Below are 26,819 nucleotides of genomic sequence, written 5' to 3' on the forward strand. Positions count from 1 at the left end.
ACCGGCGGGTATAGCCTGGCGACTCCGCCTGCGTCCGCACGCCGACATGATCAGTCAAGCGGCCGCCGATCGGCACCACGGAGGCTCCCGTGAACACACCGAAGCAGCCAGAGCCCGCTGCGAGCGCGTCGCTGCCGCCCACCGCACCGGAGCCCGCGTCGGCTCGGACCCACCGGTGGGGGCTCGGCGCGTTCTTCTTCGCGCAGGCAATCTTCGTGCTGGTCTCGGTGACGCTCGCCGCCGCGCTGGGCAGCCCCGACAGCGTGACGTTGGTCGTGATGCTGGTGCTGCCGACGGTGCTGGCCGGGGCGGTGGCCGTGGTGATCACCGTGGTGCGCGGCAACGGTCCGCGACTCGACTTCGGCCTCGAATGGCACTGGTCGGACGTCACCACCGGCCTGGCCATCGGGGGCGTCGGCCTGGTCACGACGACCATCGCCTCGATGCTGTGGATGAAATGGATGGGCCCGGGCGAAGGGCAGTCCACGGTGAGCAGCCTGATCGACGGGGTGCAGCTGCCACCGGCGCTGGCGGTGGTGATTTTTCTGCACATCTGGCTGGTTGCGCCGCTGTGCGAGGAGCTGCTTTACCGCGGGCTGCTCTGGGGCGCGATGGAACGGCTGCGTTGGAGCCAGCTGAACGCGTTCGTGCTCAGCACCGCGGTCTTCGCGATCGGCCACCTGGAGCCGGAGCGCACCGTGCTGCTGCTGGTGATCGCCATCCCGATCGGCGTGGCCCGGCTGGTCACCGGGCGGTTGACGGCGAGTGTGGTCGCGCACCAGGTGAACAACTTCCTGCCCGCGCTCGGTTTGCTGCTGATCTCCCTCGGTCTGCTCCCGGCCTAGCGGTGCCTGCTGGCCCGGGTCCGCGGCAACGGCGGTCGCGGTATCTGGCACAATGAGATGCTGTTCGCCGCGAGGGGTCCCTCTCACCGCTTGTGGCCCATTGACGTACGAGCATTCCCTTCCGCTGCCCCACGCGGTTTGGGCATGCTCACCGGAGCACGAACGAGAGTCTGAGGAGCACCAGCACCCGTGGCTGTGAAGATCAAGCTCGCGCGGATCGGCAAGATTCGCGAGCCGCACTACCGCATCGTTGTCGCCGACGCCCGGACCCGCCGCAACGGCCGGGCCATCGAGACGATCGGGCAATACCACCCGAAGCAGAACCCGAGCGGCATCATCGTCAACTCGGAGCGGGTGCAGTACTGGCTGGGTGTCGGCGCGCAGCCGACTGAACCGGTGCAGAACATCCTGGAGATCACCGGCGACTGGCAGAAGTTCAAGGGCCTGCCGGGTGCCGAGGGTCGGCTGAAGGTCGCCGCGCCGAAGCCGAGCAAGCAGGAGCTGTTCGAGGCCGCACTCCTCGCCGCCGGCGAGGAGCCCACCACCGAGGCCACCACCCCGAAGAAGAAGGGGGCGAAGAAGGCCGAGGACAAGGCTGAGGACAAGGTCGAAGAGCAGAAGTCCGAGGAAGGTCAGGCGTGACGGTCCTCGCGGACGCGCTTGAACACCTGGTGCGTGGCATCGTCGACAACCCCGACGATGTCCGCGTCCAGCTGCTAACGACCCGACGCGGTCGCACCCTCGAGGTGCACGTGAACCCGGACGACCTGGGCAAGGTCATCGGTCGCGGTGGGCGCACCGCGACGGCGCTGCGGACCGTGATGTCCGGCATCGGCGGGCGCGGCATCCGGGTCGACGTGGTCGACACCGACCGCTGAGCACACCATGAACGAGCCCAAGCTGGAAACCCTGGCCGTCGGCCGCGTTGTGCGGCCGCACGGCATCCGGGGAGAACTCGTCGTCGAAGTGCTCACCGACAGCCCGGAGCTGCGGTTCGCTCCCGGTTCGGTGCTCGGGGTCCAGCGGCGCGGGGTGGTCCGCGCGCAGAACCTGACGGTGACAGCCGCCCGGCAGCACGCCGGGCGGCTACTTGTGCGCGCGGAGGGCGTCGAGGGCCGGGACGCCGCCGAGGACCTGCGCGGCATGCTGCTCACGGTCCGCTCCGACGTCCTCGAACCGACCGATGATCCGGACGAGTTCCACGACCACGAGCTGACCGGCCTGCGGGTCGAACTGGTCTCCGGCGACGAGTTGGGCGCGGTGAGCGACGTGCTGCACACGCCCGGTGGCGAGCTGCTGGCCGTGCGTACCACCGACGGGCGGGAGGTCCTGGTGCCGTTCGTGGCCGAGATCGTGCCCGAGGTCGATCTCGCCGCCGGTCGCCTCGTCATAGACCCGCCGGAAGGCCTGCTCGACGCGGAGTGACGCCGCACCGGCAACAGCAAGGCAAAACCGCCCTCGCCGCCCGGTGGGGGTGTTTCCTTTTCGAGGGCCCCATGCGCATCGACGTCATCACGATCTTCCCCGACTACCTGGCCCCGCTGCGGGAAGCGCTGCTGGGCAAGGCCATCGAACGCAAGCGGATCGCGGTCGGCGTGCACGACCTGCGGGACTGGACGCACGACGTGCATCGGGCCGTGGACGACAGCCCCTACGGCGGCGGCCCAGGCATGGTGATGAAGCCGGACGTCTGGGGCGAAGCGCTGGACGGTGTTTGTGGCGCTGGTGCGGCATCCGCCGATTCCCCCGCGCCGCGGCTGGTGGTGCCGACCCCGGCCGGGCGGCCGTTCGACCAGCGCACCGCCATCCGCTGGTCCGCCGAGCCCTGGCTGGTGTTCGCCTGCGGTCGCTACGAAGGCATCGACCAGCGGGTGATCGACGACGCCGCCACCAGGATGCCGGTGGAGGAGGTGTCCATCGGTGACTACGTGCTGGTCGGTGGCGAGGTCGCCACGCTGGTCATGATCGAGGCAGTGGCCCGGCTGCTGCCAGGCGTGCTGGGCAACCCCCTGTCGGCCGAGCAGGACTCGTTCTCCGACGGCCTGTTGGAAGGCCCCTGCTACACCCGCCCCGAGGTGTGGCGCGGGCACGCCGTGCCGGACGTGCTGCGTTCCGGCAACCATGCCGCGATCGCCCGCTGGCGGCGCGATCAGGCGCTGGCCCGGACCTACCGGCTGCGCCCGGATCTGTTGGCCGCGCTGCCGGTAGGGACCCTGGACGCAGCCGACCGCGAGCAACTCGATAAGCTGCGGGAGTCGGAGCATTCCGACGAGTCCCGGAATGCCGGAGACGCGCCGCGCTGACCCCGCGTCGGTGGGGTCGGTTCAGACGCCGAAATGCGGATCTGGCACACTGGAACGGTTGATGCAGCCGAACGTCAGGTTCGGCGGGCTCACAAGCAAGTTCACCCCGTGTCAGGCGGTGCCCGCCAGTAGGTCGGGTCATCGACATGCGAGAACACGGGTGCCTTCGACACGGATGAGGACGGACCACCGATGAACACCCTGGACGCGCTGGACGCCCAGTCGTTGCGTTCCGACATTCCGGCCTTCCGGCCTGGCGACACGCTGAAGGTCCACGTCCGCGTCATCGAGGGTTCGCGCGAGCGTATCCAGGTCTTCCAGGGCGTGGTCATCCGTCGGCACGGCGGTGGCATCCGGGAGACCTTCACCGTGCGCAAGATTTCCTTCGGTGTCGGTGTGGAGCGGACGTTCCCGGTGCACACCCCGAACATCGCGCAGATCGAGATCGTGGCGCGCGGTGACGTTCGGCGGGCGAAGCTGTACTACCTGCGCGAGCTGCGCGGCAAGAAGGCCAAGATCAAGGAGAAGCGCGAGACCGCGTCGGCTTCCTGATCGGCGTTCCACTCGGAACCACCGGACGGCCCAGGTGCACGCACCTGGGCCGTTTCGCATGCCGTGGATGGGCGTTTTGCCCGGTGGTGATCGGGCACCGGTGGCGGTCGGGTGTTCCACCTTCGAGTGATCACCGGCTGGTACGAGTGATGTCGGCCCGCTTCCTCGAATTGGATGTACCGGAAAAGGGCACGTCAAACCGGTTCCGCGGGGCGTTTGAATCAGATGCCTGCGGCGGGGGAGTGCGAGGGCGGCCGCCGTGGTTCCAGTAGCCTGGCCAGGTGGCCGACGTCATGCGCAGCGGATCAGCGGAAGACCCCAACGGTAAGGAGCACCCCAGCGGTGCCCCGGACGAGCCGGGGGATGGTTCCCGCCGTCGCAAGCCCAAGGGCAAGAAGAAGGGCTCGTTCTGGCGCGAGCTGCCGATCCTGATCGTCACGGCACTCGTCCTGACGGTGCTCATCCAGGCGTTCCTAGCCAGGGTGTACGTGATCCCGTCGCAGTCGATGGAGCAGACCCTGCACGGGTGCACCGGCTGCAACAACGACCGGGTGCTGGTGGACAAGGTCACCTACCGGTTCAGCGAGCCGGAACCGGGCGACGTGGTCGTCTTCCGCGGCCCGCAGCCTTGGGTGCAAAACGAGTTCGAGGTGGATGAGCCGTCCAACCCCGTCGCCGGCTTCTTCGAAGGCGCAGCGTCGCTGCTGGGCTTCGGCGCTCCGGACGAGAAGGACTTTGTCAAGCGGGTGATCGCCGTTGGCGGCCAGACGGTGGAGTGCTGCGACGCGCAGAACCGGGTGTTGGTCGACGGCAAGCCGCTCAACGAGCCGTACCTGTACTGGGAGCCCGGACGCGGCGTCGGTCAGGACGAGTTCAAGCCGGTGACGGTGCCGCCGGGGCACCTGTGGGTGATGGGCGACAACCGCAACGACTCGGCGGACTCGCGGGTGCAGGGCGGTGGCGGTATCAACGGTGCCGTGCCGGTCGAGAACGTGATCGGCAAGGCCCAGCTGATCGTGTTGCCGCCGACCCGCTGGCAGAGCATCCCGGAACCGAACCCGCAGACCACCGCGCTGGGTGCACCGGCCTGGCAGACCGGGGTGCCAATGGGCGTCGGGTTCGCCGCGGCGTTCCCGACGCTGTGGCTGGGTCGTAGGCTCGTCGGTGTGGTGAACAAGAGACGGTCGTCGGAGTGACGTCGACGTGACGGTGGCGGCGTTCCGGCCGCCGAGGTCGGTGATCCGGCGCAGCAGTGGTAACTGGGCCCTCCAGAGCGCGTTGGACCGCAGGGGCCTCGGGCCGGTGGCAGGAGTGGACGAGGCCGGGCGTGGCGCGTGCGCGGGTCCGCTCGTGGTGGCCGCGTGCGCGCTCCGCCCGGGGGACGCCCGGCGGTTCGACGGGCTGACGGACTCGAAGGTGCTCTCGGAGGCCGACCGAGAGCGCCTGTACGATCGGGTGGTTGAGCGGGCGCTGAGCTGGTCCACCATCGTGATCCCGGCCGAGGACGTCGATGCGCTCGGCATCCACGTGGCGAACCTGGAAGGCATGCGGCGCGCGGTCGCGCAGTTGGCCCCACATCCGGGTTACGTACTGACCGATGGCTTCCGCGTGTCGGGGCTGGCGACGCCCAGCGTGGCCGTGGTGAAGGGCGATCTGGTCGCGGCCTGCGTGGCCGCGGCGTCGGTGCTGGCGAAGGTGACCCGGGACCGGTTGATGATCGCGCAACTCCACGTCGACTTCCCCGACTACGGGTTCGACGAGCACAAGGGGTACAGCACGCCCGTGCACTCGGCCAGGCTGACGCGGTTCGGCCCCTGCACCGAGCACCGGTGGTCCTACGCGAACGTGGTGGCCGCGGCGCAGCGGCACGGGATGCGCTCGCCGCGCACCGTGACCAGCAAGCCCGGGTTGTTCGATGCTTCGGAGGGGGATGTGGTGGACAATGAGGCGTTGTAGTCCGAACGGCAATGCAGAAGGGCTCGCACAGCGATGAGCGCCGAGGATCTCGAGAAGTACGAGACCGAGATGGAGCTGCAGCTCTACAAGGAGTACCGCGACATCGTCGGGCAGTTCACCTACGTCGTGGAGACAGAACGGCGCTTCTACCTGGCCAACGCCGTGGACGTCCAGGTGCGCAACTCCGACTCGGAGGTCTACTTCGAGGTGGCGATGTCGGACGCGTGGGTTTGGGACATGTACCGGCCGGCGCGGTTCGTTAAGAACGTGCGGGTGATCACGTTCAAGGACGTCAATGTCGAGGAGCTGGACAAACCAGACCTCCGGCTGCCGGAGAGCGGCCCGTTCGGTTCCTGATCCCGGTCTCGCAGCCCGGGTGGTCTAATCCGACCGCCCGGGCTTCTTTTTTTGCATGCCGTTGTGCAAATGCTGCGTGACCCCAATTCCTGTATCGGGGGATTCTGCAAATTTCGCAGTATGCGAAGCGATTTTTGCTTGAATGACAATTGTTCCCACTCCTTCGAGTGAGGAGAGTTGTCCACAGCGGACGGATTAATCCACAGATTTCGAAAATAACTGGAGATCGGTTCCGAATGCAGGCACTTTGGACGCATCGACGTGCCCGAATCCCTTTGCGTACTTGGTGAAACTCGCTCACCTGCGCTTCCGGATACCGGCACGGAAACCCCGAACCCGTATCGAGGAGGAAGCCGTGCGCCGGAAGAAGGTCGTGGGTCAGCTGTCCGATGACGACACCAGGAGCCGAAGACATGCGTTGGGCACCGAGGGGGAGCGGCTGGCGGCAGTGCTCCTGGAACGCCGCGGCCTGACCGTGCTGGACCGGAATTGGCAATGCCCGCAAGGAGAAATCGACATCGTCGCCACCGACGGCGACACCGTGGTGTGCTGCGAGGTCAAGGCGCGCTCCGGCACGGACTACGGCGGACCGAGCTACGCGATCGCGCCGGAGAAGATCAACCGGATCCGGAGCGTCGCGCAGTCCTGGCTGGCCGCGCGTGGCCTGGTGGGTTGCCGGGTGCGGTTCGACGTCGTGGCGGTGTTGTGGCCGCCGGGCAAGCGGCCGCACGTCAAGCACTTGGAGGGGGTGTTCTAGATGGCGCTGCGACGGACCTGGGCGGTCGCGCTGTTCGGAGTGGACGGCGTGCTCGTCGAGGTAGAAGCCGACGTGCGCAAGGGCGGGTTGCCATCTGTTCAGCTCCTCGGCCTGCCAGACACGGCACTGCAGGAGTCGAAGAACCGGGTACGCGCGGCGATCCAGAACTGTAAGGAGGACTGGCCGGCGAGCTGCGTGACGTTGGCGATGTCGCCGGCCGCGCTGCCCAAGACCGGTACGTCGTACGACCTGGCGCTGGCCTGCGCGGTGCTGGCCGGGGCGGAACTGGTTCCGCCGCACCGGCTGGCGGGGACGGTGCTGTTCGGCGAGTTGGCCCTGGACGGGCGCATCCGGCCGGTCCGCGGCCTGCTGCCCGCGCTCCTGACCGCTCGCCGGGCGGGCATGCGCCACGCGGTGGTGCCCGCCGAGGGACTGGCCGAGGCGCACCTGGTGGAAGGCATCGAGGTGCTCGGCGCGGGGCACTTGCGGGACGTCGTCGCCTGGCTACGCGAACTCGGCGAGCTCGATCGCCGACCGCCGCGGGTCGACCAGCCGCCGACCGAGGACGTGCCGGACCTCTCCGACGTGCTGGGGCAACCCGAGGCGAGGTGGGCCCTGGAGGTCGCCGCGGCGGGCGGCCACCACCTGCTGATGGTCGGGCCGCCGGGCACCGGCAAGACGATGCTGGCCAAGCGGCTGTCCGGGCTGCTGCCGAGCCTGACCGTGCCCGAGGCGTTGGAGGTCACCGCGATCCGCTCGGTCGCCGGCGACCTGCCAGGGGCTGCGCTGATCCGGACCCCACCGTTCGTGGCGCCGCACCCCACGCTGTCGATCCCGGCACTGATCGGCGGCGGCACCGGACTGGCGCGACCGGGCGCGGTCAGCAGGGCGCATCGGGGGGTGCTCCTTCTGGATGAGGCCTGCGAGCTCGGGCCGAAACGGTTGGAGGCCTTGCGAACGGCGCTGGAGGAAGGCGAGGTCCGGCTGGCCCGGCGCGACGGCACGCTGCGCTACCCGGCACGGTTTCAGCTGGTCCTGGCCACGAATCCGTGCCCGTGCGCGCCGGCTCGCGACCTGGACTGCCAGTGCCCGCCGCAGGTTCGGCGGCGCTACCTCGGCAAGTTGTCCGGGCCGCTGCTGGATCGGGTCGACCTGCGGGTTCGGATGCGCCCGATCACCGCGATGACCGTGCACAGCGGCGCCGAGCCGGAGGGCACCGCGACAGTGCGCAAGCGGGTGGAGGACGCGCGGGCGGCAGCGCGCGAGCGGTGGTCCGCACACGGGTGGCAGACCAACACCGAGGTCCCTGGGCCGGTGCTGCGGCGGGAGTTCGCGTTGCCGGTCGAGGCGACTGGGCTGCTGAACCGGGGGCTGGAGGTCGGCGCGATCACGGCGCGGGGTGCCGACCGGTGCCTGCGGGTCGCGTGGACGCTGGCCGACCTCGACGGGAGTGATCAGCCGGATGCGGAGCACGTGGCCGCGGCCTTGGAGTTCCGGGACAGGAGGGCGGCGTGATGACGAGGTGGACCGTGATGGGGGAGAAGGCGAGGCGGGAGTTGCTGGCCGCCAGGGCTTTCCTGGCTGCCGTTGCCGAGCCGCCGGCCCCGGCGCTGGCCAGGTTCGTCGCGGAGCGCGGCCCGTGCCGGGCAGTCGGCCTGATCCAGCGGGAGAAGGCGCCGCCGGACGTCGCGGCGGAGGTCGAGGCGCGGCGATGGCACGTCTCGGGCGAACAGCTTCTGGCGGGCGCCGAGTCCGCCGGTGTCCGGCTGGTCGTGCCGGAGGACCCCGAATGGCCGCGCGAGGCATTCGACGGCTTGTCCGGGGCGAGATCGATCGACCTGCCGGGGATGGCCGAGCCGATCGCGTTGTGGGTCCGCGGCAAAGCGGTGCTGTCCGGAGCGGCGGAGCAGGCGGTGGCCGTGGTCGGTGCCAGAGCGGCATCCGGCTACGGCGAGCACGTGGCGGCGGAGTTCGGCCACGGGCTGGCGACTGCGGGGTTCACTGTGGTCTCCGGGGCTGCGTACGGCATCGACGGAGCCGCGCATCGAGGTGCGCTCGCAGCGGGAGGGTTGACGGTTGCGTTCCTCGCCTGCGGCGTCGACGTCGATTACCCGGCGGGGCATGGCAGGTTGCTGCGCGCCATCGCCGATCAAGGTGTCGTCGTGAGCGAATATCCGCTGGGTACTCCGCCTCGGAAGCACCGCTTTCTGGTCCGGAACAGGCTGATCGCGTCGGTGGGCCAAGCCACCGTCGTGGTCGAGGCCAGCGCCCGCAGCGGCGCGGCCAACACCGCGAACACCGCTGATGCGTTGGGACGGCCCGTGTTGGCCGTGCCCGGGCCCGTGACGTCGAAGAATTCCGTGGGCTGTCACGGGATGGTCCGGTCCGGTCAGGCCGTGCTGGTCACCTGCACCCAGGAGGTCCTGGAGTCGCTGAGCCCGCTCGGCGCGTTGCCGGCGGTCGAAATTCCTGCCCAGCACCGCCGCACTGACGGGCTGCATCCGGATGCGCGACGCCTGCACGATTCTCTGACCGGTACGGATTGCGCCAGCGCGGAGGAGCTGGCGCGGGACTCGGGGCTGCCGTTGGGCAAAGTCCGCGCGCTGCTGCCGGAGTTGGAACTGGCCGGGTTCGTGACCAGGTTCGAACGGGGGTGGTCCGCGACGGAGTGATCACGCGATCACGTATTGACAGCTGAACTTCCGTGGCGCAAGCCGAATCGCGCACCATTCAAGTGATCATGATTCGGCGTGGCGATGCTTGACCGACGCCCGTGCGAAGGCCAGCTTCGAGGTATGGCCCGCCCACGTTCCGCCGAACCGCGAAGACCGGATCTACGAGTGGCTCGGGCGAAACTGCCTGAGTCGCTCGGCGCCGCGGTCGACGTGTTCGAACGACACCTCGCTGCGCAACGCCGGTTGTCCGCGCACACCGTTCGCGGATACATCGGTGACGTCGTCTCGCTGCTGGCGCACCTGGCCCTCTCGGAGGACGGCGGAACCGTTGCTGCCCTGGACATTTCCATCCTGCGAGAATGGCTTTCGGCGCAGCACGCGCACGGCGCGAGCCGGGCGACGCTCGCCCGGCGGACCGCCTCGGCCCGCACCTTCACCGCCTGGGCGTTCCGTGGCGGGCTGCTGCCCGTCGACCCGGGGCCGCGACTGGCGGTGCCGTCGAAGCAGCGGAAGCTGCCCTCAGTGCTGCGCGTTGACCAAGCGGGTTCGGCGATGCAGGCTTCTGCGGCGGGCGCGGATCAGGGGGACCCGGTGGCATTGCGGGACCACGCGGTGCTCGAACTGCTGTATGCCACCGGGGTTCGCGTCGCCGAACTCTGCGGGCTGGACGTCGACGACGTCGACCGCGAGCGCCGGCTGATCCGCGTGATCGGTAAAGGAGACAAAGAACGCGTCGTGCCCTTCGGCGTACCAGCTGATCAGTCGATCGGGCGCTGGCTTTCCGACGGTCGGCCGAAACTGGCCCGAGAATCGTCCGGTGCCGCATTATTCCTGGGTGTCCGAGGTGGACGGCTCGACCCCCGTGCGGTGCGACGCACTGTGCACGACGCGGTCGGCGTGGTGTCCGGTGCGCCGGACGTCGGACCGCATGGGCTGCGTCACTCGGCTGCGACCCATTTGTTGGAGGGCGGTGCTGACCTCCGTAGCGTTCAGGAGTTGCTTGGTCACGCTACGCTCGCAACGACCCAGCTTTATACCCACGTGACCGTTGAACGGCTGAAGGCGATCCATGACCGAACTCACCCCCGTTCCTGACCACGCCGGGGGCGACGCCGACACGGTGGCCGCGAGATCGACCTCGGTATCGGTGACCGCCCGTGACCAAGGCGGCTCGACCAACGGCCATGTCGGCGACCGCGCATCGTGTCGGGGGCTGTCCGTGGCGACCGCTGAGCCCGCCGCATCCGCTGATTCCACCGAACCCACTGCGTCCGCCGGGCCTGCCACCGGCAGGGATCACCGCAGCGGCGACGAGGTCGAGGCCGGAATAGTCGCGTTGTGGCAGGCTTTCGGGCAGCGTCGCGACCAGGAACTACGGGACCGGCTGGTGCTGCACTACGCCCCATTGGTCAAGTACGTGGCCGGCCGAGTGGGCACCGGGCTGCCGTCGCACGTCGACGTCTCCGACCTGGTCCAGTCCGGGATCTTCGGGCTGGTCGACGCGATAGAGAAGTTCGAACCGGAACGCGGTCTGAAGTTCGAGACCTACGCGATGCAGCGCATCCGCGGCGCCATCCTCGACGACCTGCGCGCCCAGGACTGGGTTCCGAGGTCGGTGCGCAGCCGGGCCCGCGATGTGGAGCGGGCGCTCGAACGCCTCGAGGCGAAGCTGCAGCGCACCGCGACCGACGCCGAGCTGGCCAGCGAGTTGGAGTTGTCCCTCGATGAGCTGCGGGAGCTGTTCGCGCAGTTGCAGATGACCAGCGTGATCGCGCTCGACGACCTGATCGGTGCGGGTCCGGCGCAGGCTTCGCTGGCCGAGACGCTGCCCGACGACCGAGCCGAGGACCCGGTGGCGGCGCTGGTAGACCGGGACAGCCGGCGCCAGCTGGCCGAGGCCGTGGAGCGGCTCAGCGAGCGGGACCGCGTGGTGGTCACCCTCTACTACTTCGAGAACCTGACCTTGGCCGAGATCGGCAAGGTGCTCGGCGTGACCGAATCGCGGGTCTGCCAGCTGCACACCCGCGCGGTCCTCCGCCTCCGCACCAAGCTCACCGAACAGGCCTAACCTGCTGCCGAGGTCGTTTCCGGGCTTGTTCTGCGCGGCGGTGCGGGTGGCGGAACATCAGGGTCACTTCCCACCGCAGCGGCTCCCCGGGAGATACCAGGCGAAATCGACGTCCGTCCTCCCATGGAATCACCACGGATGCGATGTCATCGCCACGGTTTCAGCCGGACGTGGCCGAAGCCGAGCAGACGTAGCGGGTCGAGGTAGTCCAGGCGCTGCCGGGCGCCCCAGTGCAGGCAGGCCCGGGGCGGTTCGGCGTTGCACCCCAGGTGGCCTGGCTCCAGATGCCCGATGGGTTGTCCGCGGGTGACCTGGTCGCCAACCGCAACCACCGGTGCGACCGGCTCGTAGGTGGTGCGCAGGCCCCCGGCGTGCTCGATCGACACCAGGTTGCGATCCACCATCCAACCCGCGTAGACGACCATGCCGTCCCCAGCCGCCAACACCGGCTGGCCGACCTCTGCTGCGAGGTCGACACCCCGGTGACCTGGGCCGAAGGTGTGCTCCGGGGCCTCGAACGGTCGCGCGAGGGCAGGCGGCGGTGCCAGTGGCCAGCCGAACCGCGCGGCTACCGGCGGCGCTGGCTCCGGCGCAACACGCGGTCGGGCTGAAACCGTGGGTAGCGGCTCGACGGGCGTTGCGGTGAGGCAGAGGGGCCCGGCGGCACTGCAGCAGACGAGGACGTAGATCAACAGGCGCATGGTGCAACCGTGGCCGCAGACGGCCTGGACGAACAGGGGGAAACCAAGATCTGTGGACAAACCCGGCGACTGTGGACAACTCGCAGTCCACGATCGGGTCAGCTGGGGCGTCCAGTACACTGTCAGCGCGGTTTCGTGTCCGCACGGACCGACTTCGCGTGCCCGCACGCCCAGCTTGCGCAGGTAGACCGACTTCGCGGTCGGCCACCGGTTGGAACAGCATCGAGTTCGACGCTTCGGACGCTGCTGCTCCCGGCAGGGTACCGGCGCCCTCGCGGTCCCGAGCTCTTGGACGAGCCCGGGTGGGGGGAGGCCGGGCGGGTACCAGGGCGACGGGCCACCCGGTCCGCCGCAGCAACCGAATCGCGCGCCAACCGGCGCGCCCGACTCAAGAGGTGCGAATCAGGCCATGGCCGTCGTCACCATGAAGCAGCTGCTCGATAGCGGCGTGCACTTCGGGCACCAGACTCGGCGCTGGAACCCGAAGATGAAGCGCTACATCTTCACCGAGCGCAACGGCATCTACATCATCGACCTGCAGCAGACGCTGACCTACATCGACGGGGCCTTCGACTTCGTCAAGCAGACGGTCGCGCACGGCGGGACGATCCTGTTCGTCGGCACCAAGAAGCAGGCGCAGGAAGCGATCGCCGAGCAGGCCCAGCGGGTCGGCATGCCGTTCGTCAACCAGCGCTGGCTGGGTGGCATGCTCACCAACTTCCAGACCGTCCACAAGCGTCTGCAGCGTCTCAAGGAACTCGAGACCATGGAGCAGACCGGGGGCTTCGAGGGTCGCACCAAGAAGGAAATCTTGATGCTGACCCGCGAGAAGGACAAGCTCGAGAAGACCCTCGGCGGTATCCGCGACATGAGCAAGGTGCCCAGCGCCGTGTGGATCGTGGACACCAAGAAGGAGCACATCGCCGTCGGCGAGGCCCGGAAGCTGGGCATCCCGGTCGTCGCGATCCTGGACACCAACTGCGACCCGGACGAGGTCGACTACCCGATCCCGGGTAACGACGACGCGATCCGCTCCGCCGCCCTGCTGACCCGCGTGGTCGCCGAGGGTGTCGCCCAGGGCCTGATGGCCCGCAGCGGCCGCACCAATGGTGCCCCGGAGGGCGAGGAGAAGCCGGCCGGTGGTGAGCCGCTGGCCGAGTGGGAGAAGGAGCTGCTGGCCGGCTCCGGCCAGGCCGCCGAGGGCGGCGAGCAGGCCGCGCAGTCCTGAGTCCGCTTGCCGCGCGCCGGTCACGCGGTCGGCGCGCGGCGCGGTCCGGCTACCCGCCAGGCAACCTGGTGGGTGCCACCCGGGCCGGGTTCGCGTCCCCACTGAGCTGGTTGAACGCCACGGGACGCGGCCCGGCCGATGTCTGCAAGACCTTCGAAGCTGCGTACTAAGAGGGACGGATAACGCACGATGGCGAACTTCAGTGCGGCCGACGTCAAGCGTCTTCGCGAGCTGACCGGCGCCGGCATGATGGACTGCAAGAAGGCTCTTGAGCAGGCCGACGGCGACTTCGACAAGGCCGTTGAGAGCCTGCGCATCAAGGGAGCCAAGGACGTGGGCAAGCGCGCCGAGCGCGCCACCGCCGAGGGCCTGGTCGCCGCCGACGGCGGCGTGCTGATCGAGCTGAACAGCGAGACCGACTTCGTCGCCAAGAACGACGAGTTCATCGAGCTGGCCAGCAAGGTCGTCGCCGCGGTCAAGGCCGCCGGTGCCGCCGACCTGGAAGCCGCCCTGGCGGCCCCGTTGGACGGCAAGACCGTCTCCGAGGTCATCCAGGAGCTGTCCGCCAAGATCGGCGAGAAGCTGGAGCTGCGCCGCGTCGCCAAGTTCGACGGCGAGGTGGCCACTTACCTGCACCGCCGATCTGCGGACCTGCCCCCGGCGGTCGGCGTGCTGGTCGAGTACACCGGTGACAACGCCGACGCTGCGCGGGGTGCCGCGATGCAGGTCGCCGCGCTCAAGCCGAAGTACCTCAGCCGCGACGACGTCCCGGAGGACATCGTCGCCAACGAGCGGCGCATCGCCGAGGAGACCGCGAAGGCCGAGGGCAAGCCGGAGAAGGCGCTGCCGAAGATCGTCGAGGGTCGCCTGAACGGGTTCTTCAAGGAGAACGCCCTGCTGGACCAGCCGTCCGTGCAGGAGAGCAAGAAGACCGTCAAGGCCCTGCTCGACGAGGCCGGCGTGACCGTCACCGGATTCGCCCGGTTCGAGGTCGGCCAGGCCTGACCGGTCGCTGTTCGGCGGCACGCCGGGCGGCATCGCAGGTTTACCGGTTGAGGTGAACCGGTCACGGCCGCCAGCCACGGAACCAGCGCCCCGCCTTCGTTTGCAAGGCGGGGCGCTTTCGCAAGATCGCGGCGCCTAGCGCGGCGTCGTTATCGGCGAGCGGACCAATCCGCGCAAACTTCAAGCCACATCGAACCTCGCGGGAGGAACCAGTGACCGACGACGGCCCAGCGAAGCGCGGTTACGGCCGGGTGCTGCTCAAATTGGGTGGTGAGATGTTCGGCGGGGGCAGCGTCGGGATCGACCCGGACGTGGTCGGTACGGTCGCCCGGCAGATCGCCGAGATCGTCGCCGACGGGGTCGAGGTGGCCATCGTGATCGGCGGCGGAAACTTCTTCCGCGGCGCCGAACTGCAGCAGCGCGGCATGGAACGCGCGCGCGGTGACTATATGGCGATGCTGGGCACCGTGATGAACTGCCTGGCGTTGCAGGACTTCCTGGAGCGTGAGCACGGCATCGACACCCGGGTGATGACCGCGATCACCATGGGGCAGGTGGCCGAGCCTTACATCCCGCGGCGCGCGATGCGGCACATGGAGAAGGGCCGGGTGGTCATCTTCGGGGCCGGCACCGGCATGCCGTACTTCTCCACCGACACCACCGCGGCGCAGCGGGCGCTGGAGATCGGATGCGAGGTGGTGCTGATGGCCAAGGCGGTCGACGGCGTATACACCGCCGACCCGAAGACCACCCCGGACGCGAAGCTGTTCGACAGCATCACGCACCGCGAGGTGTTGGAACGCGGGCTGAAGGTCGCCGACGCGACCGCCTTCAGCCTGTGTATGGACAACCACATGCCGATCCTGGTGTTCAACCTGCTGGAAGAAGGCAACATCGCCCGCGCTGTCGGCGGTGAGAAGATCGGCACGCTGGTCAGCACCCCGGACGCTCCGTCGGCCTGAGGGTGCTGGATCCTGATCTGCGGCGGGCCCGCACTGGGGGCGCGCTGCGCAGCAGGCGACACTACGAATGTCCACCGGTCGGCAGACTTAAGGAGCAGCCGTGATCGACGAAGCTCTTCTCGAAGGCGAGGAGAAGATGCAAAAGGCGGTGGAGGTGGCCAAGGACGAGCTGGCCACAGTCCGCACCGGCCGCGCGAACCCCGCGATGTTCTCGGGCATCGTCGTCGACTACTACGGTTCGCCGACGCCGTTGAACCAGCTCGCCAGCGTCTCCGTGCCGGAGGCGCGGCTGGTGGTCATCAAGCCCTACGACAGCAGCCAGCTGGCGGCCATGGAGAAGGCCATCCGCGACTCCGACCTCGGCGTGAACCCGTCCAACGACGGCCAGCTCATCCGGGTGGCGATCCCGCAGATGACCGAGGAGCGCCGCAAGGAGATGGTTAAGCTCGCCAAGCACAAGGGCGAGGAAGGCAAGATCACCCTGCGGGGGATCCGCCGCAAGGTGAAGGAAGAGATCGACCGGATCGTCAAGGACGGCGAGGCCGGCGAGGACGAGGGCACCCGCGGTGAGAAGGAGTTGGAGAACCTCACGCACCGCTATGTCGCCCAGATCGACGAGCTGGTCAAGCACAAGGAAGCAGAGCTGCTAGAGGTCTGAGTGGTGACGGCCGGCCAATGCGAAGGTGAGTCCGGAATGTCCGCTGGCAGCCCGGGCCCGCCTTCGCGTCCTTCCCGGGCCGGACGCGATCTCCGTGCCGCCATCGGCGTCGGGGTAGTGCTCGGTGCCGCGATCATCCTTTCCCTGCTGATGGTGCGGTTCGTCTTCATCGGCATCGTGGCTGCCGCGGTGGCGGTGTCCACCGTCGAGCTGGCCAGCGCGCTCAAGCGCGGGGCCGACATCCGCGTCTCCCTAGCCCCCGTGCTAGTGGGTGGGCAGGCCATGTTGTGGCTGTCGTGGCCCTTCGGGCTGCGCGGGACGCTGGTGGCGTTCGTGATAACCGTGCTGGCATGCCTGGCGTGGCGGTTCCGGCACGGCGTGGACGGCTACGTGCGGGACGTGACCGCATCGGTGTTCACAACTGCCTACGTACCGCTTTTCGCCGCGTTCGCGGCGATGCTGGTGCGGCCGGAGGACGGCGCGTTCCGGGCGTTGTGCTTCATGATCGGTGTCGTCGCTTCGGACACCGGCGGCTACGCGTTCGGCGTGCTGTTCGGCAAGCACCCGATGGCACCGAAGATCAGCCCGAAGAAGTCCTGGGAGGGCTTCGGCGGGTCGATGCTGGTCGGTGTGGTGGCCGGCGTCCTCTCGGTGACGTTGATGCTCGACGGCCAGTGGTGGCAGGGCGCACTGTTCGGGGCTGCCCTGGTGTGCACCGCGACGCTGGGCGATCTGATGGAGTCGTTGATCAAGCGCGATCTCGGCATCAAGGACATGGGCAACCTCCTGCCCGGGCACGGCGGCCTGATGGACCGGATGGATTCCCTGCTGCCCTCGGCCGCGGTCGCCTGGATGATGCTCTTCTGGCTGATCCCGACCTGAGGAAAGTGCTGCTCGGATCCGGGTTGCGTCAACGCTCGGTGTCGGGTATTCGGGCGGTCGGTTGCGCCGCTTCGAAGGCGAAGGACTAACCGGTTCAAGGACAGTGATGCGAACCTGGCGGAAGCCGGCCCGGCCGCAGGTGACGCCGAGCCCGAACATCTGGCATTGGCCGGAGCTCTTCGAGATCGAGAACCGAGCCCAGGACTCCACCGGCGCGTTGTGGCGGGCGCTGCGGGAGCGCTGCGATTGGGCCGGTCGTGACGTGGTCGACATCGGCTGCGGCGACGGCTTTCACCTGCCGCTATTCGCGGGCACGGCCCGCACGGTGACCGGCGTTGAACCGCATCCGCCGCTGGCCGAACGGGCCCGCGGCCGGCTGGCTGGAACCCCTGGTGTCGATGTCAGGGTCGCGCCCGCCCAGCAGTTGCCGCTCGCCGACGCCAGCGTAGACCTGGTGCACGCCCGCACCGCGTACTTCTTCGGGCCCGGCTGCGAACCGGGCCTGGCGGAGGCGGAGCGGGTGCTCCGCCCGGGCGGGATGATCGCGATCGTCGACCTCGACGCCTCTCGCCCGCCGTACGGGGACTGGATGCGGGCGGATGCGCCGCAGATCGATCCGGATGCGATCGAGTCGTTCTTCGAACGCCACGACTTCGCCAGCGCCCCGGTGGACACCCTGTGGCGCTTCGACGACCGGGAAACCCTCGAAGCGGTGCTGGGCATCGAGTTCTCGGCGAAGGTCGCCGCCCGTGCGGCCCGCGAGACGCCCGGCCGAACGATCCCGGTCGGCTACCGCCTCCGCACCCGACGCAAGCCGACGGCCCTGTTGCGCGCCTGAGCGGTGAGCTCACGATCCGATCAGCGCCTAGCGGGCCGACGTGCTGCCGGTCGGTGAATCGGCAGCGGCGTTGATGGTGCTCCAGGGAAAACAACGCGAATCCGCTGCGTGATCCACTGCGCTCTCGGTGGGTCTTTGACCAGTTCGAGGTCGTGGTGTGCGTACCCGGGAGGAGAGCAGCAGGGCTGCGCCAACCCCCCGGGGCACGCTGGGATCAGTCGCCGGTGGTTCAGGTGATCGCGAGGGAAAGCGCTGTGGTTGCGGCGACGGCGGTTGCTGCGGCGTGGACGAGGGCTGGGCTCGTTGTGATCAACAGACCGCCGAGGAGGGGTCCGGCGCCGATTCCCAGGTAGATCGCCGAGGCGTTCAGCGACACGACCAGCGACGCTTCCGCTGGGGCTGCGCTAATGAGCTGGTCGGTGCTGTGGTGGCGTTTGGGTCCAGGTGCTCCCGCTCCAGACGAACCCCAGGACTGCGACCGCCGGCTGCGCGTTCGCTCCGGTCCAGGCGAGCCAGCACAGCAGTGCCTGCGCGAGCATCATGCTCAGGTAGCCGCTCGCCAGGATCTCAACGGCCCCCAGCAATCGGTCGCGTAGCCGGACAGGACGTTGCCCACAACCGCTCCGAGCCAGTACAAGAACACCATCAGCAGGTCAGCGGGTCACTCCCCGGTGCGCTGGGCGGTGTCCATGATGAAGAACGTGGCTCCCACGACGTCCTGGAGCAGGGCGAGTCGCCCGTACGGGGAATCGGACGGTTCGCGCAGCACCTTGCCGCCCAGCTCCACCGCTTTCGCCGCTGCGGCGTCGGTGTCGTTGTCGGGGTTGACCTGGAAGTACAGCTGCCAGTGCGCCGACACGTCCTCGGGCAGCGCCGAGCTGGTCTCGAACCGGCCCACTGTCGGCAGGTCGTCGACGTACCAGACCGTGTAGTCGAAGCCGTCGCCCGGCTCGCCGATCTGTTCCTGCCGGTAGCCCAGCAGTTCGGCGTAGAAGGGATCGGCGGAAGAACCGTCACGGGTGTGCAGTTCCGCCCAGCAGAGCATGCCCGCGTGGTCGCGGCCGAAGGTGCCGTTGGGCGGCGCTTCCCACAGTCCGATGGTCGCGCCGGATGGATCCTCGGCGACCAGGAACGTTTCGTCGGCGGGTGTTTCCGTCGGCGGGACCAGCACCTTTCCGCCGAGCGCGCGGATACGCTCCACCGCTCGGCGCGCCGAGCCGCATTCCAGGTACAGCGTCCATGCGGTCGGCGCATCGGTCTCCGGCAGCAGCAACCCGGCGACCGGCTTGTGCTCCTTCAGCGCGATGTTGTAGTCCGGGCGCTGGATCCAGTGCCAGCCGAGCAAACCGGTGTAGAAGTCCCTGACGTCGGCGACGTCGTGGGTGGCCAGATCCACCCAGGCAGGCGCACCCACTGCGATGGCCATCGCTGCTCCTTCGAAGCGCACGCCACAGAGGCGGTCAACGGTCGGTTACCTCAGGGTGACCGTTGGGCGGGTTCGGAAAACACGTGTGGCCGATCAAGCCCATTCGGCCGCGCGGGGGAGCTACTGTTCGGTGCCTTTTCCGCAATGGGAACACCCCCGAATGACGCCTTGATACTGGAGGGTTCGCGTGATCGACTAGTGGCGGTGACTCAGCGTGCGTAATCGCATGCTGACGAACCCGATCGAAGCACGCACCAGCGTCACAGGAGCAGCCATGGCCAACCGCGCGGCGAAGCCGGTCACCGCGGGCCTGAGCCGGCTTGCTCAAATCGACCGCCATGAGCGGGCCCGCATCATCGGGCAGCTCTGCCACCAGTACCCGGCGTTCCGGTCGATGCTGAAACAGGTGACCATCGCCCGCGGGGTGGCCTTCGCGTCCGGGCTGATGCTCGCCCTCGCGGTGATGTGCCTGGTCCAAGGCGCTTCCGTGTGGTGGGTGTCCGGTCTCGTGTTCGCCGGTCTCACCGGGTTCTGCTACGTCGCGGTGGCTCTCACCGACAGCCGGTTCGACCTGCTGCTGGCGGTGCTGGGCGCGCACCGCACCGACGAGCTGCACGGCCGCCTGGTGACCGAGCAGATCTACGGCGACGATCCGCCCGCGGATCCGCTGGAGCGGTCGGCGTCGCGAGTGGTCGCATCCCGCACGGTCGCCTCCCGGCTCAACACCGAGGGGTCACCGGCGCACGCTGATCGATAGCGCGGCCGCGATCTCGTTGCCCACGAAGTGGGTTTCGTCCAGCGGCGGCTCGCCGACGCGCACCACCAGCGGCCCGCCGAAGGGCTTGCGCTCCACGATCTCGATCCGCGAGCCCAGTGTCATGCCGTGCTCGGTGAGGTAGCGCAGCAGCTCCGAATCGGTGTCCCAAACCCGCGCGATGGTGCCGATGGTGCCGGGCTCGACATGGTCCAGCAGCAGCGTCGCGGGTTTCTCCACGGTGCCTTCGACAGTCGGGATCGGGTCGCCGTGCGGATCACGGGTGGGGTTGCCGAGCTTGGCGGCGATGTGTGCGACCAGTTCGTCGGACACCGCGTGCTCCAGCGCGTCGGCCTCCCGGTGCACCTCGTCCCAGCTGTAGTCGAGCTCCTCGACCAGGAACAGCTCGATCAGCCGGTGCCGCCGCAGCACATCGCAGGCCAGGCGACGGCCCTCCGGGGTCAGCTCGACGCTGCGGTAGCGGACATGGGTGACCAGGCCGAGCTGCGCCAGCTTGTTGATCATGCCGGACACCGACGAAGGGCTCAGGCCGAGCCGCTGGGTCAGGGTGGCGTTGGTGACGGGCATGCCCCGTTCGCTGAGCCCGTAGATCGCCCGGAGGTAGTCCTCGATGGACGGCGAGGGGCGCTCGGCCATGCTCGTCATACTTTCACGATACGGGCGACCGCCAGCCAGTGAACGAATCGTCTGCCCCGCGTGTTCGCCCGGCGTCGCCCGGCCGCCAAGGTCGTTGCGCGCCGTGGGACACTGGTGGGCGCTATGTCTGCGACTTCCCTTCCGCTCGTCTTCGACGCCCCGCGCCGTGGCATGCCGCCGCGACACCTCGCCGACCTCTCCGCCGACGAACGGCGCGCCGCGGTGACCGAGCTGGGGGAGAAGCCGTTCCGAGCCAAGCAGCTCGCGCACCACTACTTCGGTCGGCTCAACGCCGACGTGGAGTCGATGACCGACATCCCGGCGGCCAGCCGCGCGAAGCTCGCCGAGCACCTGCTGCCGCCGCTGCTGAGTCCGGTTCGGCACCTGAACACCGACGACGGCACCACCCGCAAGACGCTCTGGCGCGCGCACGACGGCACACTGCTGGAAAGCGTGCTGATGCGGTACCCGGATCGCGCGACGGTGTGCATTTCCAGCCAAGCCGGCTGCGGGATGGCGTGCCCGTTCTGCGCCACCGGACAGGGCGGGCTGCAGCGCAACCTGTCTACCGCGGAGATCGTCGACCAGGTGCGTTCGGCCGCGGCGGCGATGCGCGACGGCGAGGTCCACGGCGGGCCCGGTCGGCTGTCCAACGTCGTGTTCATGGGCATGGGCGAGCCGCTGGCCAACTACCGGCGGGTGATCAACGCGGTGCACCGGATCTGCGACCCGGCGCCGGAGGGGCTGGGCCTCTCGCAGCGGTCGGTCACAGTGTCCACGGTCGGGCTGGTGCCCGCGATCAAGAAGATGACTGCGGAGAACCTGCACGTCACGCTCGCGGTGTCGCTGCACACCCCGGACGACGAGCTGCGCGACTCGCTGGTGCCGGTGAACAACCGCTGGAAGGTCGCGGAGGTGCTGGAGGCGGCCCGCGGCTACGCCGACCACACCGGGCGCCGGGTGTCGATCGAGTACGCGCTGATCCGCGACATCAACGATCAGCGGTGGCGCGCGGATCTCCTCGGCAAGCTGCTGCACCGCCACCTCGGGTCGTTCGCGCACGTCAACCTGATCCCGCTGAACCCGACGCCGGGCAGCAAGTGGGACGCGAGCCCCAAGCCGGTGGAGCGGGAGTTCGTCCGCCGGGTTCGTGAAGCGGGTGTTCCTTGCACGGTCCGGGACACCCGAGGTCAGGAGATCGCGGCCGCCTGCGGCCAACTCGCCGCTGAAGGCTGATTTCCTTGGGATGAAGGGCTTCTCCAGCCGACCAAGCCGGTCGAAGGTGCCCTTCGTCCTGAACACGTCGGGGGTTGCGGTTTCGCGTTGACACGCGGCCGGGGTCGCTAGCGGCGGGTGCGGTTCGTCGAGCAGACCTGGGAGCAGGCCCGCACGCAGCTGCTGCGGTTCATGCCGGAGCTGGCCGTGGAGTCCACTCTCCGCATCCTGGGCGGACCGAAAGCCGCCGAGCAGCAGGTGAGTCCGGATGTCGAGCGGGTCCTCGGTCGCCTGCCCCGCACCTTCGCCGAGTGGGCGGTGCGCAACGTCGCGGCCTTCGCGTGAACGCAATGAACGAAATGATGACCGGCGGGCATCGGAGGTCCACGATCTTTGCACCTGAGTTGATCGAGGTGGGAGGCAATGTGCCTGACCGTGCGCACGCCCGCCACTTTTCCCGTTTGACCCGAAGTGGACGGTTGCTGGTCGCGGTCGGCGTGGTCATTGCGCTGGGTGGCTCGCCCGCGCAGGCCGAGCCGGCTCGCGTGACCGACCACCCCGTGCCCTCCACCGGCTGCGGCAAGGCCCCCGCGGTGGCGCCCGGCTCCTCGCAGACCCGCACGATCGTTTCCGGTGGGATCAGCCGCAGCTACCTGGTGTACGTGCCGGAGAACTACCGGCAGGCCAAGCCGATCTCACTGGTGCTGTCCTTCCACGGCCACAAGCGGACCTCGGAATACCAGGAAGAGCTTTCCGAGTTCTCGGCCACCGACGCCATCGCGGTCTACCCGCAGGGGCTCGTCGGCACTGACGGCGAAACCGCTTGGCAGGGCGCGCCGTATTCGGCGGATGCCGATGACGTGCTGTTCACCAGCGATCTTCTCGACGAGTTGCAGCGGGACTTCTGCGTCAATCCCAAGCGGATCTACGCCGCCGGGAAGTCCAACGGCGGTGGCTTCACCGGTGTGCTCGCCTGCCAGATGAGCGGCCGGATCGCCGCATTCGCGCCGGTGTCTGGCGCCTTCTATCCGCAGGGCGGTGCATGCGAGCCGGAGCGCGCGGCGCCGATCCTGGACTTCCACGGGACTGCGGACGCGACGATCCCGTATTCAGGGAACCCGGGCAAGGGCCTGCCTCCGATCCCGGAATGGTTGGCGGGCTGGGCCGACCGCAACGACTGCCACGACGCGCCGATCTTCCGATACGAGGGCAACGGCGTGCAGGTCAGCCGGTGGGTCGGGTGCGACCGCGGCGGCGACGTGGTGCATTACAAGATCGACGGGCTCGGGCACGACTGGCCGAGCACGCATCCGAATCCGGACTCCGACGAGCCGGCGTTCATCGACGCGACGCCGATCATCATGCAGTTCTTCGCCCAGCACCACCTGCGCTGAAAGACCGCCGATCTCCCAGCGACAAACCAGCGGATCGGGTACGCGGCCACAACTCGCCCGCGTACAGCTCGTCGTCGGCCGTGAACGGCTCCACCACACACCCCGAGGGCGCGGAGGCGATCGCAGGTGCGCCCGCGCCATGCTGGTGGTCTTTCGTCGGCTGGTGTTCCCGCTTCCACCGCGTCGCCTGCGTGAGGGACGGGCCGTGGGCGTGACTGTTACCTGGCAGATCGCCCGCGGCCCGGTCAATCATCGCGTGTGCTCGCGGATGGCTTCTTCCAGGATCGCCAGGCCTTCCTCGAGGAGGGCGTGGTCGATGACCAGCGGCGGCAGCAGGCGGATCACGTTGCCGTAGGTGCCGCAGGTGAGGATTACGACGCCCTGGGCGTGGCAGGCCTTCGCGATCTTCGTGGCCACCTCGGGGTCCGGTTCGGTGGTGCCCGGCTTGACGAACTCGATGCCGATCATGGCGCCCCGGCCGCGCACGTCGAGGATCGCATCGGTGGTCTCGGCGAGCTCGCGCAGGCGGGGGAACACCAGGTCGCCGATGTCGTGCGCGGCCGTGACCAGGTCCCGTTCGCGCATCGCGCGGATCGCGCCGAGCGCGGCCGCGCACGCGACCGGGTTGCCGCCGTAGGTGCCGCCCAGGCTGCTCGGCGGCATCGCGTCCATCAGCTCCGCGCGGCCCGTCACCGCGGCCAGCGGCAGACCGCCGGCCATGCCCTTCGCCGTGGTGATCAGGTCGGGGACCACGTTCTCGTGGTCGCAGGCGAACCATGCGCCGGTGCGGCAGAAGCCGGTCTGGATCTCGTCGGCGATGAACAGCACGCCGTTGTCGGTGCACCACCGCGAGATCGCGGTCAGGAACCCGGCCGCTGGCTCGATGAACCCGCCCTCTCCTTGGATGGGTTCGATCAGCACGGCCGCGACGGAGTCGGCGCCGAGCTGCTTCTCGATCCGGTCGATCGCCTCCCGCGCCACCTGCTCGCCGGTGCGCGAATCCCGCGCCGGGTACGACATCGGCACCCGGTAGATCTCCGGCGCGAACGGGCCGAAACCGTGCTTGTACGGCACGGACTTCGCGGTCAGCGCCATGGTCAGGTTGGTGCGCCCGTGGTAGGCGTGGTCGAACACCACGATCGCCTGCCGCCCGGTGGCGCGCCGCGCGATCTTGACGGCGTTCTCCACCGCTTCCGCGCCCGAGTTGAACAGCGCGCTGCGCTTCTCGTGGTCGCCCGGGGTGAGCGCCGCGAGCTCCTCGCAGACCTGCAGGTAATTTTCGTACGGCGTCACCATGAAGCAGGTGTGGGTGAACTCGCCGACTTGGCGGCGCACGGGCTCGACGACCTCCGGCGCGGCGTTGCCGACGTTCGTGACGGCGATGCCCGAACCGAGGTCGATCAGCGAGTTCCCGTCGACGTCATGCAGCATGCCGCCGGCGGCCTCGGCGATGAAGACCGGCAGCACGCTGGCCACGCCGGTCGACACCGACGCGGTGCGGCGCTGTTGGAGTTCGCGGGAGTTCGGGCCGGGGATCTCGGTGCGCAGCACGCGCGCCTGCGGCAATGCCGCCTGGGCCGGGGAAACCGTCACGGTGGGGACCTCCTGAGAACTGTTTCGAAAGTGGTCTGCGGGAGATTGAGCCCCGCACCGCAAGCGGCTATCTCCGCTTGGAGCAGGCTCCGGTCGCATACGTCCTGAGACCAGAGTCGGCCCCGGCACCCTGAACCGAACAGTGGACGATCTGGTTAACTCGGATTTCAGGATTCGACACAATGTCAGGAGGTGGCCGGTGCCGTTGACAGTTCGCGAACTCGTTGCCGACGCAGAGCTGGGGCTCGCCGCGCGGGCCGGTGCACGGGCGCTCGACCGCCCGATCGCGTGGGCGCACACCAGCGAGCTGGCGGATCCGGCCCCGTTCCTGGAGGGCGGCGAACTGCTGCTGACGACCGGTCTGGCGCTGCGCCCGGAAGACTGCGCGGGGCTGGTCGAGCGGCTGACCGCGGCCGGCGTCGCGGGGCTGGGCTTCGGTGTCGGGCTCAGCCACCGGGAGATCCCTGCCGAGCTCGTGACGGTTGCGGAATCCGCCGGGCTGCCGCTGCTCGAAGTGCCCCGCCCGACGCCGTTCATCGCGATCAGCAAAGCCGTTTCGCGCGCCATCGCGGCCGACGAGTACGCGAGCCTGCGCCGCACCAGCCGCGCCCAGCACGAACTCGCGCAGGCAGCCGGCACCACCAACGGCGTGGCCGCCCTGGTCCGCAAGCTCGCGACGCTCTTGGACGCGTGGGTGCTGTTGCTCGACGCCGGCGGCCGGCTCCTGCACAGCGCCCCGGCGGCGGCCGGTTCCCGGCTGTCGCAGCTGGAGCCGGAAGTGGCGAAGGTGCGTGCGAAGCGCGGCCTGGCCGCCGCCGGGTTCTCGCTCGGCGATCAGGAAGTGAGCATGCAGGCGCTGGGTGGCCGGGCGCGCGGCTTCCTGGCGGTCGGCCGCGGCGGGCAGTTCGCCACCACCGACCACCATGTGATCAACTCGGCCGCCTCGTTGCTGACCTTGGCGCTGGAACAGGTCGAGGCCCTCACCACCGCCCGCCGTCGGCTGCGAGCTGGGTTCCTGGACCTGCTGGTCCGCGGCGAGCCGGTGCAGGACGTGCTCCCCGACCTGCATGCCGAGCTGCCGCCCGAGCCGTTCCGGGTGGTGGCGCTGGCCGGTGCGCGCGACCGCGACGAGCTGCTAGCCCGGCTGGCGGCGGACCAGCCGAGCGCCCCCGCCTACCTGGCCGAACACGGCGACACCGTGGTAGGGCTCGTCGATGGCAGCGCGCTCGATTGGCTCACCGGCCAGCCTGGCGTGGCCGTCGGCGTGTCCGAGCCGTGTGAGGTGGTCGGGCTCGCCGAAGGCCTCCGCCAGGCGCAGCAGGCGGCGCGTGCGGCGAAGCGCAGCCTCACCGCTGTGCATTTCGGGGACCTCGCCGGATACGGCCTGCTGAACCTGGTGCCCGGCACCGATGCGCATGCGTTCGCCGAGGCCCTGCTCGCCCCGCTGCGCGGGCATGACGCGCTGATCGAGTCGTTGCAGACTTGGTTGGCGCACCACGGGCAGTGGGATCCGGCGGCCAACCGGCTGGGCGTGCACCGGCACACCCTGCGCAACCGGGTGCGCAAGGTGGAGGAACGGCTCGGGCGCAGCCTGGAGCAGCCCGGCGTGCGCGCGGAGCTGTGGCTGGCGCTGCAAGTCCTGGACCGGCCCGGCGAGTGACGGGCACCGACGGGGTAGCGGCGCAACAGGCGACGAGGTCGTCGCATTCGCGCGGGTCCGCGACACCGTTGCGGCATTCGCGCGGCGCATCAACGCTGCGCTGGAACCCGGGGAATCGCCGCACCACCGACCTGATCGACCCCAGCACCGGCAAGGTGTTCGGCACCGCGCCTGTTTTCGTCCGAAGTGGATGTTGAACTTCGCCGCTCCAACGAGGGTGCGCTGATCGCGTGCTCTTGGCGATTTCGCGCGAAATCGCCAACACGCCTCCGCTGGAGCGCCGGATCCGCGAGACCGGCAAACCGGGCGAGGAGCCCATCGCAAGCAGATCGG

At 69.1% G+C, this 26,819-nt stretch carries 29 protein-coding genes; 25 read left to right on the forward strand and 4 right to left on the reverse strand.

What is annotated here, in order from left to right:
* The first annotated feature begins 89 nt into the window (after positions 1-89).
* The 14 genes from ACWDKQ_RS12285 (at position 90) to whiG (ending at position 11,513) form a co-directional block, all read left to right on the forward strand.
* Complete coding sequence (locus ACWDKQ_RS12285; protein WP_450138809.1) at positions 90-845, forward strand: CPBP family intramembrane glutamic endopeptidase; 756 nt, start codon at positions 90-92, stop codon at positions 843-845.
* Positions 846-1,034: 189 nt separating this feature from the next.
* The gene (rpsP, locus tag ACWDKQ_RS12290) at positions 1,035-1,487 is read left to right on the forward strand and encodes a 30S ribosomal protein S16 (protein WP_450138810.1); all 453 of its coding nucleotides are present in this window, start codon (positions 1,035-1,037) and stop codon (positions 1,485-1,487) included.
* On the forward strand, positions 1,484-1,723 hold the full coding sequence (locus ACWDKQ_RS12295) for an RNA-binding protein (RefSeq protein WP_010305954.1): 240 nt from the start codon (positions 1,484-1,486) through the stop codon (positions 1,721-1,723). Before rpsP ends, ACWDKQ_RS12295 begins: the two co-directional genes overlap by 4 nt.
* Positions 1,724-1,730: 7 nt before the next feature.
* On the forward strand, positions 1,731-2,270 hold the full coding sequence (gene rimM / locus ACWDKQ_RS12300; protein WP_450138811.1) for a ribosome maturation factor RimM: 540 nt from the start codon (positions 1,731-1,733) through the stop codon (positions 2,268-2,270).
* Between the two features lie 71 nt (positions 2,271-2,341).
* Positions 2,342-3,148, forward strand: coding sequence for a tRNA (guanosine(37)-N1)-methyltransferase TrmD (gene trmD, locus ACWDKQ_RS12305; protein WP_450138812.1), 807 nt, complete (start codon positions 2,342-2,344; stop codon positions 3,146-3,148).
* Between the two features lie 192 nt (positions 3,149-3,340).
* On the forward strand, positions 3,341-3,700 hold the full coding sequence (rplS, locus tag ACWDKQ_RS12310; RefSeq protein WP_450138813.1) for a 50S ribosomal protein L19: 360 nt from the start codon (positions 3,341-3,343) through the stop codon (positions 3,698-3,700).
* Positions 3,701-3,993: 293 nt separating this feature from the next.
* Complete coding sequence (gene lepB / locus ACWDKQ_RS12315; protein WP_450138814.1) at positions 3,994-4,896, forward strand: signal peptidase I; 903 nt, start codon at positions 3,994-3,996, stop codon at positions 4,894-4,896.
* Between the two features lie 7 nt (positions 4,897-4,903).
* Positions 4,904-5,656: a ribonuclease HII gene (locus ACWDKQ_RS12320; protein ID WP_450138815.1), complete on the forward strand. Its 753-nt coding sequence runs from the start codon at positions 4,904-4,906 to the stop codon at positions 5,654-5,656.
* A 33-nt stretch (positions 5,657-5,689) separates the two neighbouring features.
* The gene (locus tag ACWDKQ_RS12325) at positions 5,690-6,013 is read left to right on the forward strand and encodes a DUF2469 domain-containing protein (RefSeq protein ID WP_009943624.1); all 324 of its coding nucleotides are present in this window, start codon (positions 5,690-5,692) and stop codon (positions 6,011-6,013) included.
* A 355-nt stretch (positions 6,014-6,368) separates the two neighbouring features.
* On the forward strand, positions 6,369-6,770 hold the full coding sequence (locus tag ACWDKQ_RS12330; protein WP_450138816.1) for a YraN family protein: 402 nt from the start codon (positions 6,369-6,371) through the stop codon (positions 6,768-6,770).
* On the forward strand, positions 6,771-8,285 hold the full coding sequence (locus ACWDKQ_RS12335) for a YifB family Mg chelatase-like AAA ATPase (protein ID WP_450138817.1): 1,515 nt from the start codon (positions 6,771-6,773) through the stop codon (positions 8,283-8,285).
* Entirely contained in the window at positions 8,285-9,442 is a 1,158-nt protein-coding gene (gene dprA / locus ACWDKQ_RS12340; RefSeq protein ID WP_450138818.1) for a DNA-processing protein DprA, read from the forward strand. Before ACWDKQ_RS12335 ends, dprA begins: the two co-directional genes overlap by 1 nt.
* 123 nt (positions 9,443-9,565) lie before the next feature.
* Positions 9,566-10,540, forward strand: a complete 975-nt coding sequence (locus ACWDKQ_RS12345) for a tyrosine recombinase XerC (protein WP_450138819.1) — start codon at positions 9,566-9,568, stop codon at positions 10,538-10,540.
* On the forward strand, positions 10,515-11,513 hold the full coding sequence (gene whiG, locus ACWDKQ_RS12350) for an RNA polymerase sigma factor WhiG (protein WP_450138820.1): 999 nt from the start codon (positions 10,515-10,517) through the stop codon (positions 11,511-11,513). The genes ACWDKQ_RS12345 and whiG overlap by 26 nt, the downstream gene beginning before the upstream one ends.
* A gap of 146 nt (positions 11,514-11,659) precedes the next feature.
* On the opposite strand, the gene ACWDKQ_RS12355 is transcribed toward whiG, so the two are convergent.
* Positions 11,660-12,214 carry a M23 family metallopeptidase gene (locus ACWDKQ_RS12355; RefSeq protein ID WP_450138821.1) on the reverse strand — a complete coding sequence of 185 codons (555 nt, stop codon included), beginning with the start codon at positions 12,212-12,214 and terminating at the stop codon, positions 11,660-11,662.
* Between the two features lie 409 nt (positions 12,215-12,623).
* On the opposite strand from ACWDKQ_RS12355, the gene rpsB reads away from it, so the two are divergent.
* The 6 genes from rpsB (at position 12,624) to ACWDKQ_RS12385 (ending at position 17,787) form a co-directional block, all read left to right on the forward strand.
* Entirely contained in the window at positions 12,624-13,442 is an 819-nt protein-coding gene (rpsB, locus tag ACWDKQ_RS12360; RefSeq protein WP_450138822.1) for a 30S ribosomal protein S2, read from the forward strand.
* A gap of 189 nt (positions 13,443-13,631) precedes the next feature.
* Positions 13,632-14,447 (forward strand): translation elongation factor Ts, encoded by an 816-nt coding sequence (gene tsf, locus ACWDKQ_RS12365; protein ID WP_450138823.1) that lies wholly within the window; start codon positions 13,632-13,634, stop codon positions 14,445-14,447.
* A gap of 212 nt (positions 14,448-14,659) precedes the next feature.
* Complete coding sequence (gene pyrH, locus ACWDKQ_RS12370; protein WP_450138824.1) at positions 14,660-15,409, forward strand: UMP kinase; 750 nt, start codon at positions 14,660-14,662, stop codon at positions 15,407-15,409.
* A gap of 100 nt (positions 15,410-15,509) precedes the next feature.
* Positions 15,510-16,067 carry a ribosome recycling factor gene (gene frr / locus ACWDKQ_RS12375; protein WP_450138825.1) on the forward strand — a complete coding sequence of 186 codons (558 nt, stop codon included), beginning with the start codon at positions 15,510-15,512 and terminating at the stop codon, positions 16,065-16,067.
* Positions 16,068-16,103: 36 nt separating this feature from the next.
* Positions 16,104-16,949: a phosphatidate cytidylyltransferase gene (locus ACWDKQ_RS12380; RefSeq protein WP_450138826.1), complete on the forward strand. Its 846-nt coding sequence runs from the start codon at positions 16,104-16,106 to the stop codon at positions 16,947-16,949.
* Positions 16,950-17,055: 106 nt separating this feature from the next.
* On the forward strand, positions 17,056-17,787 hold the full coding sequence (locus ACWDKQ_RS12385; RefSeq protein ID WP_450138827.1) for a class I SAM-dependent methyltransferase: 732 nt from the start codon (positions 17,056-17,058) through the stop codon (positions 17,785-17,787).
* A 661-nt stretch (positions 17,788-18,448) separates the two neighbouring features.
* Here the strand turns inward: ACWDKQ_RS12385 and ACWDKQ_RS12390 are convergent.
* The gene (locus ACWDKQ_RS12390; protein ID WP_450138828.1) at positions 18,449-19,213 is read right to left on the reverse strand and encodes a VOC family protein; all 765 of its coding nucleotides are present in this window, start codon (positions 19,211-19,213) and stop codon (positions 18,449-18,451) included.
* A 274-nt stretch (positions 19,214-19,487) separates the two neighbouring features.
* Here ACWDKQ_RS12390 and ACWDKQ_RS12395 point away from each other — a divergent pair, with 274 nt between their 5' ends.
* On the forward strand, positions 19,488-19,970 hold the full coding sequence (locus ACWDKQ_RS12395) for a hypothetical protein (protein ID WP_450138829.1): 483 nt from the start codon (positions 19,488-19,490) through the stop codon (positions 19,968-19,970).
* Here ACWDKQ_RS12395 and ACWDKQ_RS12400 read toward each other — a convergent pair.
* On the reverse strand, positions 19,947-20,624 hold the full coding sequence (locus tag ACWDKQ_RS12400; RefSeq protein ID WP_450138830.1) for a metal-dependent transcriptional regulator: 678 nt from the start codon (positions 20,622-20,624) through the stop codon (positions 19,947-19,949). The genes ACWDKQ_RS12395 and ACWDKQ_RS12400 overlap by 24 nt on opposite strands.
* A gap of 123 nt (positions 20,625-20,747) precedes the next feature.
* Here ACWDKQ_RS12400 and rlmN point away from each other — a divergent pair, with 123 nt between their 5' ends.
* From rlmN to ACWDKQ_RS12415, 3 genes are all read left to right on the forward strand, one after another.
* Entirely contained in the window at positions 20,748-21,860 is a 1,113-nt protein-coding gene (gene rlmN / locus ACWDKQ_RS12405) for a 23S rRNA (adenine(2503)-C(2))-methyltransferase RlmN (protein ID WP_450138831.1), read from the forward strand.
* 117 nt (positions 21,861-21,977) lie between these two features.
* Positions 21,978-22,184, forward strand: a complete 207-nt coding sequence (locus tag ACWDKQ_RS12410) for a hypothetical protein (RefSeq protein ID WP_450138832.1) — start codon at positions 21,978-21,980, stop codon at positions 22,182-22,184.
* Positions 22,185-22,264: 80 nt separating this feature from the next.
* Positions 22,265-23,233, forward strand: coding sequence for an alpha/beta hydrolase family esterase (locus ACWDKQ_RS12415; protein WP_450138833.1), 969 nt, complete (start codon positions 22,265-22,267; stop codon positions 23,231-23,233).
* Between the two features lie 249 nt (positions 23,234-23,482).
* Here the strand turns inward: ACWDKQ_RS12415 and gabT are convergent, their stop codons facing one another.
* On the reverse strand, positions 23,483-24,826 hold the full coding sequence (gabT, locus tag ACWDKQ_RS12420; RefSeq protein WP_450138834.1) for a 4-aminobutyrate--2-oxoglutarate transaminase: 1,344 nt from the start codon (positions 24,824-24,826) through the stop codon (positions 23,483-23,485).
* Between the two features lie 199 nt (positions 24,827-25,025).
* On the opposite strand from gabT, the gene ACWDKQ_RS12425 reads away from it, so the two are divergent.
* On the forward strand, positions 25,026-26,486 hold the full coding sequence (locus tag ACWDKQ_RS12425; protein WP_450138835.1) for a PucR family transcriptional regulator: 1,461 nt from the start codon (positions 25,026-25,028) through the stop codon (positions 26,484-26,486).
* Positions 26,487-26,819 lie beyond the last annotated feature (333 nt).

The sequence above is a fragment of the Saccharopolyspora sp. NPDC000995 genome, from assembly GCF_053599315.1.